This window comes from Clostridium isatidis (genome assembly GCF_002285495.1).
Taxonomy (GTDB): domain Bacteria; phylum Bacillota; class Clostridia; order Clostridiales; family Clostridiaceae; genus Clostridium; species Clostridium isatidis.
Window position 1 is genome coordinate 939112 of sequence record NZ_CP016786.1, and the last position, 21182, is coordinate 960293.

Sequence of the window (21182 nt, forward strand, 5' to 3'; positions counted from 1 at the left end):
AATGAGCAGTTATATAGAATTTAAAAATGTTACTAAAAAATACAAAATGGGTGAAGTAGATATTGATGCCTTAAGGGGAGTTTCCTTTTCTATAGATAAGGGAGAATTTGTTGTAGTGGCAGGAGCAAGTGGGGCTGGTAAAAGTACTATTTTAAATATTCTAGGAGGAATGGATAGTCCAACAAGCGGTGATATAATAGTGGAGGGCAATAATGTTGCAAAATATAATGAAAAGCAGCTGATAACTTACAGAAGATATGATATTGGATTTGTTTTTCAATTTTATAATCTAGTTCAAAATCTTACAGCCCTAGAAAATGTTGAACTAGCAACTCAAATTTCTAAAAATCCTTTAGATCCAGCAGAGACTCTAGAAGCTGTTGGTTTGACAGATAGAAAGTTCAACTTTCCAGCACAATTGTCTGGTGGAGAGCAGCAAAGAGTAGCAATAGCAAGGGCTTTAGCTAAAAATCCGAAGCTTCTTTTATGTGATGAGCCTACTGGAGCATTAGATTATAATACAGGTAAGGCAATTTTAAAGCTTCTCCAAGATACTTGCAGGCAATATAATATGACAGTAGTTATTATTACTCATAATCTTGCTATAACACCTATGGGGGACAAGGTTATTAAAGTTAAAAACGGAATGATTGAAAGCGTAACAATAAATGAAAATCCTCTTCCAGTAGAAAGGATTGAATGGTAATGTTTAAAAATGCTTTTATGAAGGATGTTTTTAAGGATATAGCAAGAACAAAGGGCCGTTTTATATCTATCTTTGCAATTATTGCTTTAGGAGTTGCTTTCTTTTCAGGTATAAAAATTTCTCCTATTGCAATGAAGAAAACTGCTGATAAATACTATGATGATTATAACTTTATGGACATAACCATATATTCAACCTTAGGTTTAACTGATGATGATATTTCTGAAATAAAAAAGCTTGATGGAGTTTTGGAGGTTTTTCCAACTTATTCTTTAGACGCTGTAATAAAGGATGAAGGTTCGGAAAAAGTTTTAAAGGTAATGGGAATTCCTCTTAAGGATGAATATAAGGTAAATCAATATAAAATTATGGAAGGAAGGCTTCCAGAAAAGGAAAATGAATGCCTTGTTGAAGAAGGAAAAATAGACAGTTTAGCTCTAAATATTGGAGATAAAATAACCCTTTCTTCAGGTACATCAGAGGATTTAAAGGAAAAATTAGCTTTGGTTGAATATGAAATTGTTGGTAAGGTAAGAACTCCAAATTATTTATCTTTTGAAAAGGGTTCTTCTTCTATAGGTAATGGTAAAATTTCAAGTTTTATTGTTGTTCCACAGGAAAACTTTAAAATAGAGGCCTATACAGAAGCTTATGTGACAGTTGAGGGAGCAAAGAAACTAAATTCCTATTCAGATAAATACTTTGATTTAGTAGATGATACAAAGATTTCATTAGAAAGCCTTGGAAGTGAAAGGGCAGATATAAGATATGATGAAATAATTGAAGAAGCTACTAAAAAATTAAATGAAGGTAAGACTGAGTTAGAAGAACAGAGGAGAAAAGGACAAGAGGACTTAGACAAAGCCAAAAAAGAAATAGAAGATGGAGAAAAAAAGTTAGAAGAGGGAGAAAAGGAATTAGCTAAAAAAGAACTGGAATATAATCTTACCATGGTTAAGGCAGATAATGAAATTTCCCTTGCTGAATATAAAATAAAAGATGGAAAGGTTGCTTTAGAAACTGCAAAGACTACTTTAGAAAGTCAGGCAGCTGTTGCAGAAAGTACCCTTAAAATAGCCAAGGAAACTCTAGAAAGCTTAAAAGATAATAGGGAAGATATTGATAAAAGAATTAAGGAAGCAGAAGATAGGATAAATAAATTAAATATATCAGAAGAAGAAAAAAAGGCTTTAAAAGCTCAATTAGAGAGTTTATATGGAAATAGAGCAGAAATTGATAAGGGTATTAATTATATAGAAAATCAAATAAAAAGCACAGAGGAGCAGCTTGCAGCTGGAAGGGCAGAAATTGCTAAAAAGGAAGAAGAGCTGGCTAATGGAGAAAGGCAATTAGAAGAAAAGAAAAAAGAACTTGAAGAAGGAAAGAAGGAAGCTCAAAAACAATTTGAAGAAGCTAAAAAAGAACTTGAAAAGGGGAAAAAGGATTTAGAAAAAGGGAAAGAAGAATATGAAAAGGGAAAAGAAACTTTTGAAAAGGAAATATCGGCTGCTGAAGCAAAAATAAAGAAAGCAGAAAATGATATTAAGGCTATTGAAGAACCAAGCTGGTATGTTTTGAATAGGGAAGGTAATTACTCCTATATGGATTATAGAAGTAATGCTGAAAGTATAGATAAATTGGCTAAAGTATTCCCAGTATTCTTTTTCCTAGTGGCTGCTTTGGTATGCTTAACAACCATGACAAGAATGGTAGATGAGCAGAGAGTGAATATAGGAACCTTAAAGGCCTTAGGATATTCAAAGGCTAAAATAGTATCAAAATATCTTATTTACTCTTTCTCAGCAAGCTTTTTAGGAAGTTTAGTTGGCTTAGCTATTGGTTATACCCTTTTCCCTACAGTAGTTATTACCGCCTATGGAATTATGTACACAATACCAGGAGTTGAACTGGACTTTAATATTCCTCTTGCCCTAATAGTAAGCCTAGTAGCTATTTTAGTTACGACTTTATCTTCATTCTTTGCATGTTATAAAGAGCTTATGGAGACTCCTTCAGCTCTAATGAGACCAAAGGCACCAAAAGAAGGTAAGAGAATATTGCTAGAAAGAATAAGTTTTATCTGGAATAGGCTTAGCTTTATAGGCAAGGTTACAGTAAGAAATATATTTAGATATAAAAAGAGATTCTTTATGACTGTCTTTGGTATTGCTGGATGTACAGCCTTAATAGTTACAGGTTTTGGGATAAAGGATTCTATAAAAACAATAATAGATAAACAGTTTGGAGAAATATTTAAATACAATTTATTGGTGAGTATAGATAAGGAAGCTGGAGACTTAGAAAAAGATGAAATCTTATCCTATATAGATGACTTATCAGAAGTTGATAACTCCCTTCTGGTATTAAGTGAAAATGCTAAGGTAAAAACTGATGATGGAGATAAGGATATTACAGTTCTTGTTCCAGAATCTCAGGAAGAATTTAAGGATTTTGTAAGCCTTCAAAATAGAAGCTCAAAGGAAAGCTATTCCTTAAATAATAAGGGAATAATTATATCAGAAAAGGCTGCAAAGGATGCTAAGGTTAAGCTTGGAGATGAAGTAAAAGTAAAAATAAATAATATAGAAGCCTCTCTAAAAGTAGAGGGGATAGCAGAAAATTATACAATGAATTATATTTATATGACTGAAAAATATTATAAAGATAGTTTTGGCTTAAATATACATTATAATTCGATATTGGTTAACACAAAGGAAAATACAAACGAAGAGGAAATCTCAAAAACAATTATGGAAAATTCAATTGTAAAGGGAGTTTCCTTCAACACCAGCATAAAGGAAAACTTTGATAACACAATTAAAAATTTAAATTATGTTGTATTAATTCTTATAGTATCTGCTGGTTCCTTAGCCTTTGTTGTACTTTATAACCTAACAAACTTAAATATTAGCGAAAGAATGAGGGAAATTGCAACAATAAAGGTTTTAGGTTTCTATAATAATGAAGTATCAGCCTATATTTATAGAGAAAATGTATTGCTAACCATAATAGGTATTTTCCTTGGAGAATTTTTAGGTATCCTTCTTCACAGATTTATAATGGTAACAGTTGAAATGGATAATATGATGTTTGGTCGTAATGTTGATTTAATAAGTTTTATAATATCAGCAGTGTTAACAGTAGTCTTTTCAGTATTAGTTAATATTGTCATGTATTATAAACTTAAAAATGTAAAAATGGTTGAATCTTTAAAATCAGTAGACTAGTTTTGGAAGATAAAGACACTCAAAAGAGTGTCTTTATTATTTTGAAATTTATATAATATTGGAATGATGATTTAAGCAGTTATTATTAGATTATTACTTTGGAAGCAGTTTTATAAATAATTTTAATAAAAATTTGTAAAAAATAAAATATTTTCCTCGAAATAATTGTAATTAATGGATAACTTTAATATAATTGGATAAGAATAATAATTAATAAGCCTTATGGCCTTGGATAATAATTGTTGTATTAAAAGTAATAAATAGAAAGTTAAAAAGCTAAGATATATTACTGCTTCCATAGAAAAACAGAATAATAATTGATTTATTAGGAAAAGAAGAGAAAGAAACAATTAGAAAGATAAAAGTATTATGAGAGAGTGTGTAGAAATGAGATTAGAAACTGATAGAACAATGCTTCGTAATTTTGAAGATAAAGATTTGGAAGATTTTTATGAATATTGCAGCCAAAAGGGTATAGGAGAAATGGCTGGATGGAAGCATCATAAAAATATTTTAATATCTAAAAAAGTATTAGAAAGAAATATTAAAAATAATAATATCTTTGCAATAGAATACAAAGAAAATAATAAAGTAATTGGACATGTTACAGTTAATAAGGATTCAGAAAATGGAAGAGCAGATACAAAAGAATTAGGCTTCGTATTAAATCGTAATTATCATAATCAGGGAATTATGACAGAAGTAATTTATAGAGTTTTAGATTATCTATTCTCAAATGGTATAGAATACATATATGCTTGCTGTTTTCAAAATAACAAGGCTTCTAAAAGAGTAATTGAAAAATGCGGTTTTAGCTTTGAACAAGAAAGTTCATTCTATTCAATTTTTCTTAATAAGAGCTTTAAATCCTATGAATATCTATATTGTAAAAATAATTGGTTATTAAAGAAGAAAGAAATAGAAACTATTAAATAAAGGAGACATAATATGAAGATAAATAATAAGAAGACAAACTAATAGCAATTCTAATAGCAGTAATTTAATTAATAACTGTGCACTTTTAACTTTAATTTGAAAAGGCAAAGCACTTTTCTTAAAGGGGGGAGAATTAGTGTATAAAAAAGGTGTAATAAATTTAGTTCCAATTTTTCATGTTATTATTCCAGTTATATTAGGATTACTAATTGCTTTTATAGATAAAAAATTCATTTTAAATAAAAAAATAAAACCTATTGGAGTTTGTTTTGCTGTAAGTATTATTTATCATTTAGTTCTAGCAATAAATACATCTAGTAAGAGTGAGATTTACCTTATTGGAGTTTTATTTGTTTGGAATTCAACTTTAATTATTATTGGATATAAGTTATTTATCTATTTCTTTAAAAATTCCCTTATATCGAGTATTTTATCTCTTTTTGAAGAATTTTTTGGAGGCAAAAAATGAATATAAATATTAGACCTGTAAAGATTGAAGATTATATTTTACATAAGTAAAATAAGAAAAATGGAAGGAGTTAAGAGGAAAGCTGCTATTAAGGAAGGTATTTTATCTGATGTGCTAATTATGGGCAGGACCATCAATTAGTTTAATGCTTTATAAAAGAGCCTATAAGAAATAGCCTATATATTTCACAATATAATTTTCTAAGAATAGAATAAATAGAAGAATAATTCTTAGGAGATTTTGATGGAATATAATAGAATATACAAGGAAATAGGTTTTAAAACCGAAATAGAAAGATTAAAAAGACAGGCTTTTTTAGGACATAAAAAAGAAATTAGAATGCTAAAAATGCTAGGACTTAAGGATAATAGCAACATTTTAGAAGTGGGCTGTGGTCCAGGATTTTATACTAAAATTCTTTTAAGGGCTTTTCCAAATTCAGAAATTACTGCCTCAGATAAGGATGAAAACTTCTTAAAATATGCAGTTGAAAAATTTGACGATAACTATATAGAAAGATTAGCCTTTGTAAATGATGATATTACAAATTCATCCTTACCAGATGAATATTTTGATTTTGTAATAGCAAGATTTGTATTTCAGCACTTAGATAAACCAGTAGAGGCCCTAAAGGAAATCCATAGGTTGCTTAAACCAGGGGGAAAAGTATTAATAATAGATGTGGATAGTGATCTATGGGGAACAACTTTCCCTAAAAATAAAATTATAGAGAATATAAATAGAAATTTAGGAGAACTGCAAAGTAGTTTAAATGGTAATAGAAAAATAGGAAGTGCATTAATTACATTGTTAAAAGGTATAGGTTATAAAAAACTTGATATAGAAGCTGTAGTAAACCATAGTGACATTCTTGGAAAAGAAAACTTTAGAATTAAAATCAATGAAGATATGGTAAAAGATAATAGAGTTTCTTTGTTATTCAAGGAATATAATAATTTTTTTGATTTAGACTATTCCTCAATAATGATATTAAAGCTTTTAATTGTCGGAGAAAAGTAAATATGGCAAGTCTGCCAATAAATACTCCTTAAGATTAAAATCTTTATGTAGTATAATGTATCTGATATGCTGGATTTAGTCTTAGGGGGGATAGGTTTGAATAAGGTTAACCCGTTAGAAGGAATAGAGAAGGGTACCATTGGTAACTACATTACAAGGTTTGAAGATAATCAATTATATTCTACTTTTTATTTAAAAGAAGATTCCCACAGTATTGAATATATATTAAGGAAATCTACTTTAGAAATGAAGGCAATGAAGTTGAAATTAAGCGGACAACCTTTTGTTTCTTTACTTTTTAAATTTGCAGGAGATAGTAAATATATTTACGGAAGGCTTTATAATACCTTAGATATAAAGGATAAAGAACATTTGGAAGTTTTATTATTTCAAAGGGAAATACCAATTTCCTTTGTAGATATAAATAATAATATTATTAAAACCGTAATGGTAGAAAATGATTTTAAGGATTATTTAAAAAAGGTATTTATAACAAAAAATATAGAAACAATTCAAATATCTAAAGATTATAATGAAGAATATAATTTAGGAAATCTTTGGAGGGAAATTCTCTAGAAGTGGCAATAGCCGCTTCTTTTTGTTATAATAAAAAGAACTGAAAAATTAGGGTGATAATAATGATAAAAGAAATTCTAATAGAAAAATTTAAAAAATCTACTAGTGGTAAGAATGAAAAGGTTGGAAAAAATGTTTTAGATAATGATTTAATCTCTGATTTTAAGGTCTCTCATAATAAAGAGATAATTAATATAGAAGCAAATGTATTATCAGAGAACTTTTTTAGCGAATATAATTCAAAGTTAAGTATAGATATTGAAACAAAGGATCTAATATCAAGCTATTGCAGCTGTGAGGATTACGAAAAAAATGAACTAAAAAAAGAAAACTATTGCTGCGGTCATTTATATGGGAGTTTTTATAAATTTTTAGATTATATAGATGAAAATGAAGAAATAAAAAACTTACTTGATAAAAAGTCCCATAATAATGAAAGTATATTTAAAAGCAATGGAGAAAGCAGCGGAATTCTAAGTATATTGCTAGGGGATAACAATAAAGAGGAGATAAAGCTAGAAGTTTATTTAAATAGATTAGGAATTAGAAATAACTTAACAGCCCAATTTAAAATAGGATTAAAGGGGCTTTCTAGTAATAAATTATATGTTGTTAAGGACATTAATCAGCTTCTTGTGGCTTATTATAATAAATTTCCAATAAATTATGGCAAGGATTTTAGCTTTAATATTAGAAATCAAAAGATTAATATAAATGAGCGCAGGATTTTTGATTTTCTACAAAAGGTAAAAGAGTTAGAGGGAGCAGCTTCCTCCTTTACTAGAAGGCAGGATAAATACATAGATGGAAAGTACCTTAGAATACCAGATTTTTTAATTAAAGAATTCCTATCAATTCTTTCAAATAATAGGGTTTATTTAGATGAAGGTTTCTTTTACAGACCTGTTGAAACTGAGATAATCTTTGATAAGCCAAATTTAAAAATACATTTAAAGGCTTTAAGGAATGAATATATTTTAGGGATAGAAGATGGTATTCCAGAAAAGCTAAATAAAGAGAGCTCTGTTTTTCTCTATGGCAGCAGCATTTATATACCAGAGGCAAAATACTGCTATGAAATTGCTCCTTATTTAGAGCTTTTTAAGGATAAAAGCCACATTTCCTTGAGTGTTAAGGAAGAAAACACAATTTTAAGTAAGCTTCTTCCTAAGCTTTACACCTTATCAGATTATGTAGAGATAAATAAAAGAATCAAGGATAAAATAGTTAAGGAAGAGCCAGAATTTAATTTTTATTTTGATAAGATTGGTAAAGATGTTGTACTAACTTTAAAAGTAAAGTATGGTAAATATGAATTTAACATTTTTGGTGATTATAAAGAGAAAATCATTTATAGAGATTTAAAAAAGGAAGAAAAGATTTTAAATCTTTTAAAATCCCTTGGTTTTGATTCTTCAAATGAAAGATTTTATTTACTTTTAGGTGATGATTACCTATTTAACTTTTTCAAAAGTGATGTAGCAAAATTACAGGAAGTAGGAAATGTTTATTATTCAGAAAATTTTAAGATAATAAAGAAGATTTCAAGTAAAAATATCTATGGTGAAGTTAAGCCAAGTAAGTATGATTATTTTGAGTTTAAGTTTAAGGTAGATGATATTTCTCCAGAAGAAATGAAAAATATTATATTAGCTATACGGGATAATAAGAAATATTATAAATTAGAAAATGGAGAGTTTTTAGATTTAGAAGAAATAGAATTTAAGAACTTTGCTAAGCTTTTAGATATATTATCTTTTGATAATCAAATTATAGGAGACAGCATTAGGTTTAATAAAAATAAATCCCTTTTTATAGATGATTATATTAAGGAAAATAAATTAAGGTACATCAAGGGAAAAAGTGAGCTAAGTAAAATTCAAAAGAAGCTAAAAGATATTCCTAAGTTAACTTTTAATATACCCAAAAATTTAAATGCAGAGCTTAGAGGCTATCAAAAGGAAGGTTATAATTATTTAAAGGCTATTGATTATTTAGGCTTTGGTGCTATTCTAGGAGATGAAATGGGTCTTGGTAAAACAATACAGGCTATAAGCTTTATCTTATCTTCCCTTCCATCAAAAACCTTAGTGGTTGCCCCAACTTCCTTAATATATAACTGGAGCAATGAATTTGATAGGTTTGCCCCAGATCTTAAATATCTAGTAGTAAATGGGCCAAGGGAAGAAAGGCAGAAAGCTTTAGAAAAGTTAAAAGACCTTGATGTTATAATAACAACCTATAACTTAATTAAAAGGGATTTGGAGTTATATGAAAAGATAGATTTTGACTACTTTTTTATAGATGAGGCTCAAAATATAAAAAATGCTTCCTCTCAAAATGCAGAAGCAGTAAAATCTATAAAGGCAAGGACAAAATTTGCCCTAACAGGAACTCCTGTTGAAAATTCTTTAATGGAGCTTTGGTCAATTTTTGATTTTATAATGCCAGGATACCTTTTTGATGAGAAAAAGTTTAGTGTTAGATATCATAAAAGGTTAAATGAATCTGATGAAATCTTAGAAGAATTAAATAAGCTAATAAAGCCTTTTATATTGAGAAGATATAAAAAGGATGTTATAAAGGAATTACCAGATAAGATAGAGAAAAAGCTTATAATTCCAATGTCTGAAGAGCAGGCAAAGGTATATAAGGTTTACTCAGATTATGCAGTTAACTTAATAGAAAAGAAGGTTAAGGAAAATGAGCTTAATACTAGCAAAATTGAGATACTATCTTATATTACCAAGCTAAGGCAAATATGTTTAGATCCTTCAGTAATAATAAACGATTATCTTGGTACAAGCGGAAAAATAGATGCCTTAGTAGAAATATTAAACCAAGGAATATCGGAAAATCACAAAATATTGGTGTTTTCTCAATTTACTTCTGTTTTAAAAAACATTAAATTAAGACTAGATTTGGAAGATATTAAATATAGCTATCTTGATGGCTCCATTAGATCAGAAAAGAGAATTGAGCTTGTTGAGGACTTTAATAATAGTGATAAATCAGTATTTTTAATAAGTTTAAAGGCAGGAGGTACTGGTCTAAACCTAACCTCTGCAGATATTGTAATTCACTTTGATCCATGGTGGAATCCAGCTGTAGAAGATCAAGCAACTGATAGGGCCCATAGGTTTGGACAAAATAATGTGGTAGAGGTAATAAAGCTTATAGCTAAGGATTCCATCGAAGAAAAAATAGTTGACCTTCAAGATGAAAAGAGAAAGCTTATTGAAAAAATTATAGATAATAATCAAGATCTTTCAACTATTAACAGCTTAACTGAAGAAGATATTTTAAGTATTTTTGCAATAAGTTAAAGTTAAACAAAGTTTACAATTTAAAAATAAAGGAAGGACTGCTTTTGTGGTCCTTTTTATTTGTAAGGATTGTACGAAGCTCAATATTAACATTAAAGCATAAATTTATATTCCATTAAGAAAATGTACAAGTTCACCTTATTATGATAAAATAAATTATTGAATTGTTTTAATTAAATTTTATAAAATAAGAATTTACTAGGAGAAAATTATGTTTTTATCATATGAATATTTTAAAAAGAAATTAGAAGATAAGATTGTTTCAGGTGAGGATTTTTATGTTCAGCTATTACAAACAGTTATAGATAATCCTAATAGATATACTGGTATTTTCAGGGTTACAAATGCCAAAACTAAGTTAGTGCAAAATGTAACCCAAAGTCATGAAATTAAGTTTGGAGATTTTATGGAGGATATCGTTACTGATTATATTGCCTTGCTTGGATATACTAATTTACAAAAAAATATAGGTGCAGATGATAATGGTGATGTATTAAATACAGATCAATTATTTTTAGATAAATCTAATAACTTATATCTAGTTGAGCAAAAAATAAGAGATGATCATGATAGTACAAAGAAAAGAGGGCAATTTCAAAATTTTATAAAAAAGGTTGAACTGTTAAAGAAAAAACATCCAGATAAAAAGTTAATAGCAGTAATGTGGTTTATTGATGATGGATTAACAAAAAATAAAAAATATTATGCTAATGAAATGGCTGCTTATTTTAAAAATGATATTGAGTTAAGACTATATTATGGTGGAGAACTCTTCTCTGACCTATTAGGTTCAAATGAAGCTTGGGATGAATTAGTAGATTATTTAACTAGAAATAAAATTAAAAGAGTTAATGATGTATTAGACATTCCAGATTTTGATACAAGTGAAGAAATGTTAAAAGCATTAAAAAAGATTTCGCCAAAACATAAGAAAAAGTTATTATCTGATAAGCCTCAGTATGTTCAATTAAGAAAAGAGTTGTTCCCTAATAATATAAACCTAAGCAAAATCTAGAGTTTTTGATAATATTTATCTACAACTCTAAGTGAAGCATAAAGGAGTGATAAACCTTGGATATAAATAGAATAATCTGTGGAGACACTATAGAAGAAATGAAGAAGTTACCTGATAAATCAATGGACCTAATCTTTGCTGATCCTCCATATTGGATGAGAGTTGAAGGAAAGCTGACAAGAGTTGAAGGTACAGATTATGATGGTTGTGATGATCATTGGGATAACCAGTTTAAAGATAATGAAGACTATAACGAGTTTACAAGAAAATGGCTTAAGGAATGTAAAAGACTATTAAAACCAAATGGTTCTATTTGGGTAATAGGAAGTATGCAATGCATATATTCAATTGGTTCAATAATGCAGGAGCTAGGATATTGGTTTATAAATGATGTTATTTGGCATAAGAAAAATCCAACTCCAAATTTTATGGGAACAAGATTAAATAATAGTCATGAAACACTAATTTGGGCAACAGTATCAGAAAAATCAAAATATACCTTCAATTATAAAACTGCCAAGGAACTTAATACAGATACTGTAAGTGAAGAGGATTATAATAAAGGGGTAAGAAAGCAGCTAGGTTCTGTCTGGAGAATTGGAATTTGTCAGGGTAATGAAAGACTTAAAAAGGATAATGGTGAAAAACTACATTCAACCCAAAAACCAGAAGAATTATTAAGAAGAATCATTGCCATATCCTCAAAAGTGAATGATATAGTCTTTGATCCTTTTGGTGGAACTATGACAACAGCAGCTGTTGCAAAAAAGATGGGTAGAAACTATATTACAATTGAAAGAGAAAAGGAATACTGTGAATATGGTCAAAGACGTTTAGATGAAATTCTTCCTATCATTGGAGACATAGAAAAGGCTGTCTTTGATATAAAGCCTTTAAAAGTTTCTATGGAAGAAATGATTGAAGCTGGCTACTTCAAGTTAGGAGAGACATTCTACTTAAAGAATTCAACTCCAGGGGGAAAGCTAGAAGCTAACGGCAAACTTTTATATAATGGAGAAGTTATAGATATGCATACTTGTGCTGCATTAGTCAAGGGCGGAAAAGCAAAAAGAGTTAATGGCTTTGATTTTTGGCATGTTCTAAGAGAAGGAGAACTTGTTAGTATAGATAAAATTAGAGAGCAGTATAGGGCTAATAAAATTCAAGCCCCAAAATAATATATTTTTTTAGTGTACTTGAAAAAGGGACTAATATGTGTAATAATTAATTTCTCAATGCTAATGCGAATTATATAAAGAGACCTTAGGAAATTATTTGATTTTCTAAGGTCTTATCTATTTTTGCTTATAATTGGAATTGATATATTGAAAGGTCTTCAAATCATGGCATTAATGGTAAAATTAATATCAGATAAAAGCTATTATTAATTATAATGAAGGGACGATTTACTATGGCTGTTTATGAATTGTGGCTAGATGAAAGTGGAAATTTTAAAAATGACGATTTAATGGAAGATTCCCCATCTTTAGTTGGGGGCATTTTTATAGCTAAAGGTGCTCTTGATGAGGATAGTGTTAAGGAAATTCTAAAAAAAGAATATGTACATAGTGTAGAAATGAAGGGTGAAGAATATGGAGAATATGCTACAGAGGTCCTTAGTAATGCTGCAAAAAAGGGAGCAGAATTTGTAGTATTTGAAAATGAAGAAAGAATAAAAATTATTGATGGTGACACTACCTATTTAAATATTATTTCTGAAGGTATAATACAGCTTCTTCAATATCTAACACTTAAAGATGATAATGTAGAATTAGATATACTAATTGCAGTAAGAAAAGTTGTAGATTCTCCATTAGATGCTAGCAGATTTGTTATTAAAAGGAAGGAATACATATACAGATTAAGAGAAAAAATTATGATAGGCATGGCTAGAAGATCTCTTAATAGAATAGGAAATTCAAAATGGAAGGTAAATTTCGGCTCAGCACGTTATGATTCAAGGCTTATGCTGGCTGATGTAGTTTGTCATTCTTGGTTTAGAAAAAATAGTAGAAAATTTAGTTACAATCATAGAGAAATATTATCAAAGCTTTATTATGAACAATACCATTTTACTGTATTTGAAAGGGAGAACACCGCAGCCTTAAATAGATTATTAGATGAAGGTAATATAGGAGATGCAATCTTTGAACTTTATGCAGCAGAAGATGAAAAATTGAAAGTTCATTTCCTAGATACAATAATGAAAGAACAAGAGATATACAATTTAAAAATTTAGTTAATAAAATTCAGATTCTTATTAATATAGATAGAAATCTTAATAAAACTAGACAAGTCCTTGAGAATATACAATTTGAATTTATTGATAAAATTAAAGCTAATGGAATAAAAGCAGATTATTTTATTCTTGATATTTACTTACTTTTATTAACTGTAGCTCAGCATCAAGGAGATACCTTAACAGAAGATAGGCAGATTAATTTATGCAATTCCCTTCTTTCTAACATGAAAGGCAGATGGGAAAGCTTAGAGTATTTTTATATGATAAAAATTAGAGAGGGAGTTCATCAAAATAACATTTATAATTATAAAGGCTGTATTGAAAATATGAATAAATTAGAAGCCTTGATAGATGACACTATGGGGCTATTCTCTCTTGCAGATGATTTCTCTAATCTTTTTAATGAAATAACTTCTGATGTAAAGGGAAAAGTACTAGGAACAAGATTACAGGCTAGAAATTTTCTTATTAGAACAGAAAGAGAACAAATAAAATTAGCAAGAAAGGACTCTGATGATGCAATAGAGCAATTTCAACTTGAAAGAGATAAAGCTAGACAGTATCAATATAGATGTCAAATAGAATGTGAAGCAGGAGAATATATTAATGCTTTAAATTGGCTATACAAATCTGTAGGATTAAATTTTAATAATCAAGAAGATTTTTATGAACTTACCGAAAAAATTAAAAAACTAGATAAAGCATCAGCCATATTTACAACTATGCATTACTTAAGAATTTTATCTGAAGCAAGCTTTAATGGAGAAATAAGTTTAGCAGATAATTTATATTCTGCATGGGTTAAATCTAAACTTGAAAGCTTAGAAATAATAAAGTGTCATAGCTTTGAAAACCCTTATGAGGTGATTTTTGCAAAACTAGCTGGTTACCTTCTAAGCAAGGGAAATGTAAAAAGTGCCCTAGAAAAGTACAAAATAGCAGTTAGTATATGTAAAAATAATGCTAAGTTTTTAACTGCAAGATCAATAGGACTAGTCATCCAAGCAGAACTAACAGCATTACTTTGCAAATTTGCTGATAAATATAATAAAGAATATAAAGAGAAAGAGGCTTATAAGAATTTAATTAAAGATTATAATGATTTTATGAATAGCAGCCTTCCAGAAACAATTATAAACACTTTTAGTCCTTGGAAGGAGACATTAGATAAGCTACAAGATGTAGCAGATAATAACAAAAAATATGAAATGTTATGGAAGATTTCACGAGCAATATTCTATTAAAAGGAGAATTTTATGAGCAATTTACAATTAGATGAAATTATTATAGAAGAACAATATTTCACTATGCAGCCACAAATAAATGAAGTTATCGAAAAATTTAATGGAGAAACTCATTCTTATTCAAAATTACATAGATTAATTGATTTAATTGAAGTTATAATAAAGACCCATTCTGCCTATGTTATTAGTAACTATTTAGAAATTGGTGAGTTTAATCCAGAAATTCAAAAGGCTTTAGCTATTCAACTTTCAAAACCATCCTTAGGCCATTGGTATGGCTTATCAAAGGTTATAATTGAGGATTTAATTATTAGAAAAAGTCTTTCAAAATATAAACTTGAAGAAATGGCTAAGTTAATTGAGAATAAAAGTCAGAGAGAAAATTTTATAAATAAATATTATTTAAAAGATGACTATTATCAATTAATAGAATGTTCAGCAAAACAAAAAAAAGCCTTATTAAAATGTTTTGAACTTACAGAATATAAATTTAGTCATAAGCTGCACTTTAAGGATTTTTATGATTATTTTTTTGATTGGAAAAAGCTTATTGATTATAGTGATGAAAAAAATGACTTATTAGATTTGATTAGTTTAAGAAATTACTATGCTCACGGAAGTACAGCAAATGAAGAGAAAAGTAAGAAAGAAATTATTAGATATCTGCCAATGGTAAAATCCTTATTAGAAAAGAGCTGGTTAAAGGAAGTTTCAGTAATTGTCTTTAGGGAAAAAAGAGAAGAATATATTTATGTAAATCAGTCCGCTAAAATAAATGGGTTTTATAATAGTTCTTTGAATGACAGCTCTTTTATTAATAAAAAAATTAAATTTAATACCCCTTATTTTTTAAATAGTAATGGACAACTATTAGAGTGTTTTCCAATAATTACATATAATAAAAGGATTGATAATAATAATGATTTATTATTCTTTTTAAATGATTGTAAAAAATTAAAGCAGGATAAGATATCTTTATTAAATTATCCAAATTCCATTCATTATGTAGATAATAAAAATACAAGGGACTTTCTAGCAAGAATGGACTTGCTAAATTGGAGCAAACTTAAAGTAGATAGGTTTCAAGAGCGTATTAATGGACTAACAGAAAATTTCTATGGCAGAACTGAAGAATTAACTTTATTATGGGACTTTGTTCAAGTTAATAAAAAAGGATTTTTTATTTTATCTGCCAAGCAAGGTATGGGTAAGTCAGCTTTAATAGCTAAATTTATTCAAGAATTACGTACTGCTTCTTCTATGCCAAAACCATATTTTATAGAGTATTTTGTTAGGGCAAATACCTTATTTTCATCTCCATCTTTTTTCTTGGATTATTTATGTGAAAAATTAAAGGAAATTTTAAAGATAACTGATTTTATACAGACTGATACCTTAGAAGAAAAGCAGGCTTTGTTAGAAGATCTTTTAAATATAGCAGCAGAAACTTTATCTGATAAAAAGTTAGTTATTATTATTGATGGTTTAGATGAGGGTGTAGAAAGCGGCTTAATTAACTGTTTAATTAATAATGTTTATAATAATATACTAGTTATATATTCTTCTAGATTAGATGATCAGCCAGAAATTAAATCCTTTTATTATAGAATAGATAAAACAGTAAAGTATGAACATAAACTTGGTCCTTTGAGCAAAAATGATATTAAAGCGGTATTATTTAATTCCTTAGATAAGTATTACTTAATACAAAATGAAGAGCTTGTTAATTTAATACAAGAGAAATCAAAAGGTGAACCGTTATATTTAAAATTATTAATTATGGCCATAGAAGATAATCAAATATCCCTTTATTCAATTGATAAAATACCAGACAGCATTAATAAATGGTTTGAAGATAATATATCTAGACTATTATCTAAAGAGTTAGGTAATGAAGTATTTCAGAATTTGATTATTTTTGCTGTTGCCAAAGATAATATTACTAAAAAGCAGCTTGAAATTTATTTAAATAACTGTAATTTAAATATCAATTCTGCTACAGTAGAAAAAATTATTAATATTCTTTCAGACTGGCTTCAGGAAAGTGATGATAATATTGCATCTTATCAATTATTCCACCATGAATTAAGACAATATTTATTAAAAAATTACTATGAAGCCTGCAAATTTGCAGAAAAATCAATTATAGATGTTTGCAGCAAATGGGATAAATATCTTTATATAGGTGAAGGTGTTTATAAATATTCACTTATTTATTTAATAAGTTTAGATTTATTTGATGACATAGCCTCTTTAATTCAAAATGAAGCTTATATAGATGAACAAATAAAAGTATGCAAGGGCTACTATGCAAGCTTTAGAATGTTGGAAAAGGCTAGGGAATATTTTAATAAATCTCCTGAAATGATTATTAAAGTTATGTTAACAACTATAAAACTCTATAAAAAGATGGATAGTGATAAGTATAAGCTGATAGAAAAAATTGAAACTTATAACTTAGATGAAATATATGCTATTATAGATCAAATAAAATCCTTTGATAAAGATAAAGAGCTTATTTATACAATAGTTCTTGATAAAATAGTAAAAAGTGAGAATGATGAAACAGAGCTGTTTAATATTATTGCGGAAGATATAAAAGGCAGTGATAACATTTGGTTGGATAATATAATAGCGGATGAATTACTTGTATATCTTTATTTAAAATTATCTAATCATAAATATAGCTATATGTCTGATGAATTTGTAAATGTTGAAGAATTAATTGGAAGCAGCTTTTTTAATATTACAAAAGAGTTAATTGATCTAGGGATTGATAAATTATTTATTCGCTACATTAATAAAAATAAAGATAGAATGCTTCAAACTGTTATACTTAATTTTTGTGAAAGCTGTATTAAACTTGGATGTATAGAAGAGTTTTCAAAGTTTATGGATTTTATAGAAAACAAGGCTATTGGAAAAACCTTTGAAGATAAGGAAGGCTTAAATACAGGTAAAAAATTTATTAATAATATTTATTTTAACGCCTTTAGTATATTAATGAAGGATAATGATATTACAAATGCAGAAATTTTCCTTAATAAGATAAGTAATTTCACCTATTATGATTTAACTGATATTATTCTTTTATATAATTCAAAGGGCTTAAACGAACAAGCTATAAGTTATTTAAATTTATTTAAAAAGGAAATTATGATTTCCTATAATGAAGATTTATATATTAGTGCTAAAAAAGTATTTAGTATTATAGATTTTTGTGAAAAAGTAGATCTTAAAGAAGAAGCAGAATTTTATTTTTCTTTTATAATAGAGTATTTAAATAAGAACAAAGATGATGATATAATCTACGCATTATTAATTGATTATATAAATAATAAAAATGATGATAATTATTTTAAATATTTACCATCAATGCATACAATAATTAATCTTGATAGTTTGGATTTTAATTATTATAGAGTTAATGCTAATAATGGAAAATCATTATTTGATATATTAGCTCACACAAATTTAATTAAGTTTTATTTAACTAGAAAAAAATATAATGAAGTGCTAAGATTTTTAGATTTATTCTCCAAAAAGAATAGGGAGATGGAAGGGATATGCTTACTTTATAGCTATTATTTTAGTTCAGATTTAGATAAGAAATTTATAAAAGAACTTCTGTTAAAAATTAATAAGTGGACTAGAAGTGAAAATCCTTCAAAATATGGAGAGTTATTTCATTGGGCTGTTAAAGAAGTGCTTTTATCTAGGCCGGAGCTTCATAAAGAGATACTTAATAATTTTAAAATTAGTGATTATAAGTTTAAAAAATATATAATAAGCGGATTTATAAGAAAAAATAATATTAATAATGCACTAGAATTATTTAAATTAAATGAAAATATAAAAGATAATGATAATTCAGATGGAGAAAAAATATCATACTTAAATTTAACAAATTATTATAAAAGTAATTCCTCCAAATTAAATTCATCAGCTTATAAAGTTCTATTAAGAAATATGTTAGAATATTATGAGTTTGTTACAAATAAAAATAAGAGCTCAAGAAAATTTTGGGATGACTACACTGATAATCTTATCTTAAGTTTAATATTAAAATATCTAAAATATATAGCTCTAGAAGAGGCGAAATTACTTTGCAGTAAAATGGAAAAACTACAATTTTCAAATAATGATGGAGAAACCTTTGAGTTAAAAGCTAATTTTGAAACAGAATTAAAGGATGCAATGATTTTAGATCTAGATTATGTTGATATAAATACATTAGATATATATTCTTTAGATGGATATAATGCGATTGAATTAATAAAGAAAAATAAATTACTTAATAATAATATAAGAAATTATTATGGTAATGTTTTTATGACTTTAAATATAATTGATTTTAAACTAGATATAGGTGAATATAGGGATGCCATTAAATTAATCAATAGTTTTTCAGAACTTGAATATAGGCTCACAGCTGGATTTAAGCTCTTGCTTCATCAATTAAAAAATAAAGAAGTTTTATATTTAAAGGAATTACTAATAATATTTGATTTAGCAGAGGATGTAGATGGTTATTATAAAGTCTATTTAGAGTTTTTATTAAATGAAGCTGAAAAATATGTAACAGAAAAGTCCTTAAAAGATTTCGCAGCAATTTTAAAGGAACATAATTTAATAGAAGTAATTTTAGCAGTTATTATCAGAGTTGCGAGAAATACAGAGAAATTTGTTGAATATTTAAATAATATTCCTCTTAAGAGAACTATATTAGAACATGCTATGGTTAGCTTTGGATATTATTTATATGAGTTTGATAAAGATAATAAATTGTTGTATGAAATTGATAAACTATTTCTACTTGAAGACATTAAGTTAAAGAAGGAGGAAAATTATTTAGATTTAATGGATATGGTTAAAAAGTTAATGGATAAGGAAATTTCCTTAGATGGATTTAAAGACTACGTTTATAAATTATAAATAATTTATTATTTAGGATGTGCTTTTTGAGCATCCTTTTTAAATACATAAAAGCTTTTGGAGAAGACAAAATAATATAATCAATCAAAAGATGGTGCCTTTTCTTTTTATAATAAAAATTAATAATACTAAATCTAATTTGCATGATAAAATTAATAATATATTTACTATGATTTATATAACAAGAAACTAGTTTTAAGAAAAAATGTTGGGGGTATAAAATATGTGGTCTGAAAAAAGAGATCTGGAAGGTGATATGATTTTTGCTATATTTCCTATAGTGTTAAATATTGGTATAAACTTTCTATATTACATTAAGGGAGCTTCCTATGAAAGCATAGAGGCTGTAAATAATATTAATTCTTCTAGTATTTTTATTATTTTTATATGCTGCCTTTTAAATTTCTTTGGAAAGAGAAAAAAGCTTTCAAAAGAAGAGAAAAAAGAGCTTATTCATGGGGGACTTTCTAAGAAGGTTATAAAAACAAGAATGGCAAATGCTTAATTATATGAAATTTTTAAAGGAAGACAGGCTGTGCTTTTAAAAAGCCTTGAAAATACATGCTTTAGAAGCTATAATGAATATGTAAGGTGGACAGAAAAAGGCCTATTTTAGCTTGTACAAATAAGTGAAAATATTAATTTTAAGCTCGTCCACAAAAGCCCTTAAAGCTAGAAAATATCAGCATTTGCGAAAAATTTGCTATTTAAGTGTAACTTCCATTAAAATAAGGATTGAAACGATACAGTAACTTGTTATATTCCTCATTTGGATATAGAATTTAAGTGTAACTTCCATTAAAATAAGGATTGAAACTAAAATAAAGAAGGTTAATAGGGATAAAATACTTCAGATTTAAGTGTAACTTCCATTAAAATAAGGATTGAAACTAATTTTAGTTCGCAATATAAATCGAATCCGTATTAATTTAAGTGTAACTTCCATTAAAATAAGGATTGAAACAAGCTTCGGATATTGTGTTATCTAATTTTCTTTTTATATTTAAGTGTAACTTCCATTAAAATAAGGATTGAAACAAAAATGAATTATTGACATACCTAGGTATTAACAATAAATTTAAGTGTAACTTCCATTAAAATAAGGATTGAAACTTAATAGAAACAGCATTTATATAGTTACCTTCATCGAATTTAAGTGTAACTTCCATTAAAATAAGGATTGAAACTTTAATGGAATAATTTACCGCTATTCGCATTAATGAATTTAAGTGTAACTTCCATTAAAATAAGGATTGAAACCTTTATAGTACTCTCATAATCTATTATAGGACAAAAACATTTAAGTGTAACTTCCATTAAAATAAGGATTGAAACAAGACATTGGCTTTTTTACAAGATAAGATTTTGTTGATTTAAGTGTAACTTCCATTAAAATAAGGATTGAAACATGTTTTTATTGAGCTCATTTTCAATAGCAATAGCTTATTTAAGTGTAACTTCCATTAAAATAAGGATTGAAACATTT

The 21182-nt window shown here is 27.3% G+C and carries 13 protein-coding genes and 1 CRISPR repeat array (1 of these 14 running past the window's edge); all 13 genes read left to right on the forward strand.

The window, feature by feature from the left end; genetic code table 11:
* Window position 1 precedes the first annotated feature (1 nt).
* On the forward strand, window positions 2-706 hold the full coding sequence (locus BEN51_RS04500) for an ABC transporter ATP-binding protein (protein WP_119864891.1): 705 nt from the start codon (window positions 2-4) through the stop codon (window positions 704-706).
* The gene (locus BEN51_RS04505; protein WP_236906259.1) at window positions 700-3933 is read left to right on the forward strand and encodes an ABC transporter permease; all 3234 of its coding nucleotides are present in this window, start codon (window positions 700-702) and stop codon (window positions 3931-3933) included. Before BEN51_RS04500 ends, BEN51_RS04505 begins: the two co-directional genes overlap by 7 nt.
* 369 nt (window positions 3934-4302) lie before the next feature.
* Window positions 4303-4869, forward strand: coding sequence for a GNAT family N-acetyltransferase (locus BEN51_RS04510; protein WP_236906260.1), 567 nt, complete (start codon window positions 4303-4305; stop codon window positions 4867-4869).
* A gap of 136 nt (window positions 4870-5005) precedes the next feature.
* Window positions 5006-5338, forward strand: coding sequence for a hypothetical protein (locus BEN51_RS04515; RefSeq protein ID WP_119864893.1), 333 nt, complete (start codon window positions 5006-5008; stop codon window positions 5336-5338).
* A gap of 243 nt (window positions 5339-5581) precedes the next feature.
* On the forward strand, window positions 5582-6358 hold the full coding sequence (locus BEN51_RS04520; protein WP_119864894.1) for a class I SAM-dependent methyltransferase: 777 nt from the start codon (window positions 5582-5584) through the stop codon (window positions 6356-6358).
* Between the two features lie 96 nt (window positions 6359-6454).
* Window positions 6455-6934 (forward strand): hypothetical protein, encoded by a 480-nt coding sequence (locus tag BEN51_RS04525; protein WP_119864895.1) that lies wholly within the window; start codon window positions 6455-6457, stop codon window positions 6932-6934.
* 62 nt (window positions 6935-6996) lie between these two features.
* Entirely contained in the window at window positions 6997-10260 is a 3264-nt protein-coding gene (locus tag BEN51_RS04530) for a DEAD/DEAH box helicase (protein ID WP_119864896.1), read from the forward strand.
* Between the two features lie 211 nt (window positions 10261-10471).
* Window positions 10472-11275 (forward strand): HpyAIV family type II restriction enzyme, encoded by an 804-nt coding sequence (locus tag BEN51_RS04535; RefSeq protein WP_119864897.1) that lies wholly within the window; start codon window positions 10472-10474, stop codon window positions 11273-11275.
* A 56-nt stretch (window positions 11276-11331) separates the two neighbouring features.
* Window positions 11332-12453 carry a DNA-methyltransferase gene (locus BEN51_RS04540; RefSeq protein ID WP_207652802.1) on the forward strand — a complete coding sequence of 374 codons (1122 nt, stop codon included), beginning with the start codon at window positions 11332-11334 and terminating at the stop codon, window positions 12451-12453.
* A gap of 215 nt (window positions 12454-12668) precedes the next feature.
* Entirely contained in the window at window positions 12669-13514 is an 846-nt protein-coding gene (locus BEN51_RS04545; RefSeq protein WP_123962159.1) for a hypothetical protein, read from the forward strand.
* Window positions 13515-13741: 227 nt separating this feature from the next.
* Entirely contained in the window at window positions 13742-14761 is a 1020-nt protein-coding gene (locus tag BEN51_RS04550) for a hypothetical protein (RefSeq protein WP_123962161.1), read from the forward strand.
* 12 nt (window positions 14762-14773) lie between these two features.
* On the forward strand, window positions 14774-19696 hold the full coding sequence (locus BEN51_RS04555; protein WP_119864900.1) for a P-loop domain-containing protein: 4923 nt from the start codon (window positions 14774-14776) through the stop codon (window positions 19694-19696).
* A gap of 223 nt (window positions 19697-19919) precedes the next feature.
* A complete protein-coding gene (locus BEN51_RS04560) occupies window positions 19920-20201 on the forward strand; it encodes a hypothetical protein (RefSeq protein ID WP_119864901.1) in 282 nt (93 codons plus the stop codon).
* Between the two features lie 200 nt (window positions 20202-20401).
* A CRISPR array of direct repeats spans window positions 20402-21182; the repeat unit is 37 nt; unit sequence ATTTAAGTGTAACTTCCATTAAAATAAGGATTGAAAC (it continues 438 nt past the right edge of the window).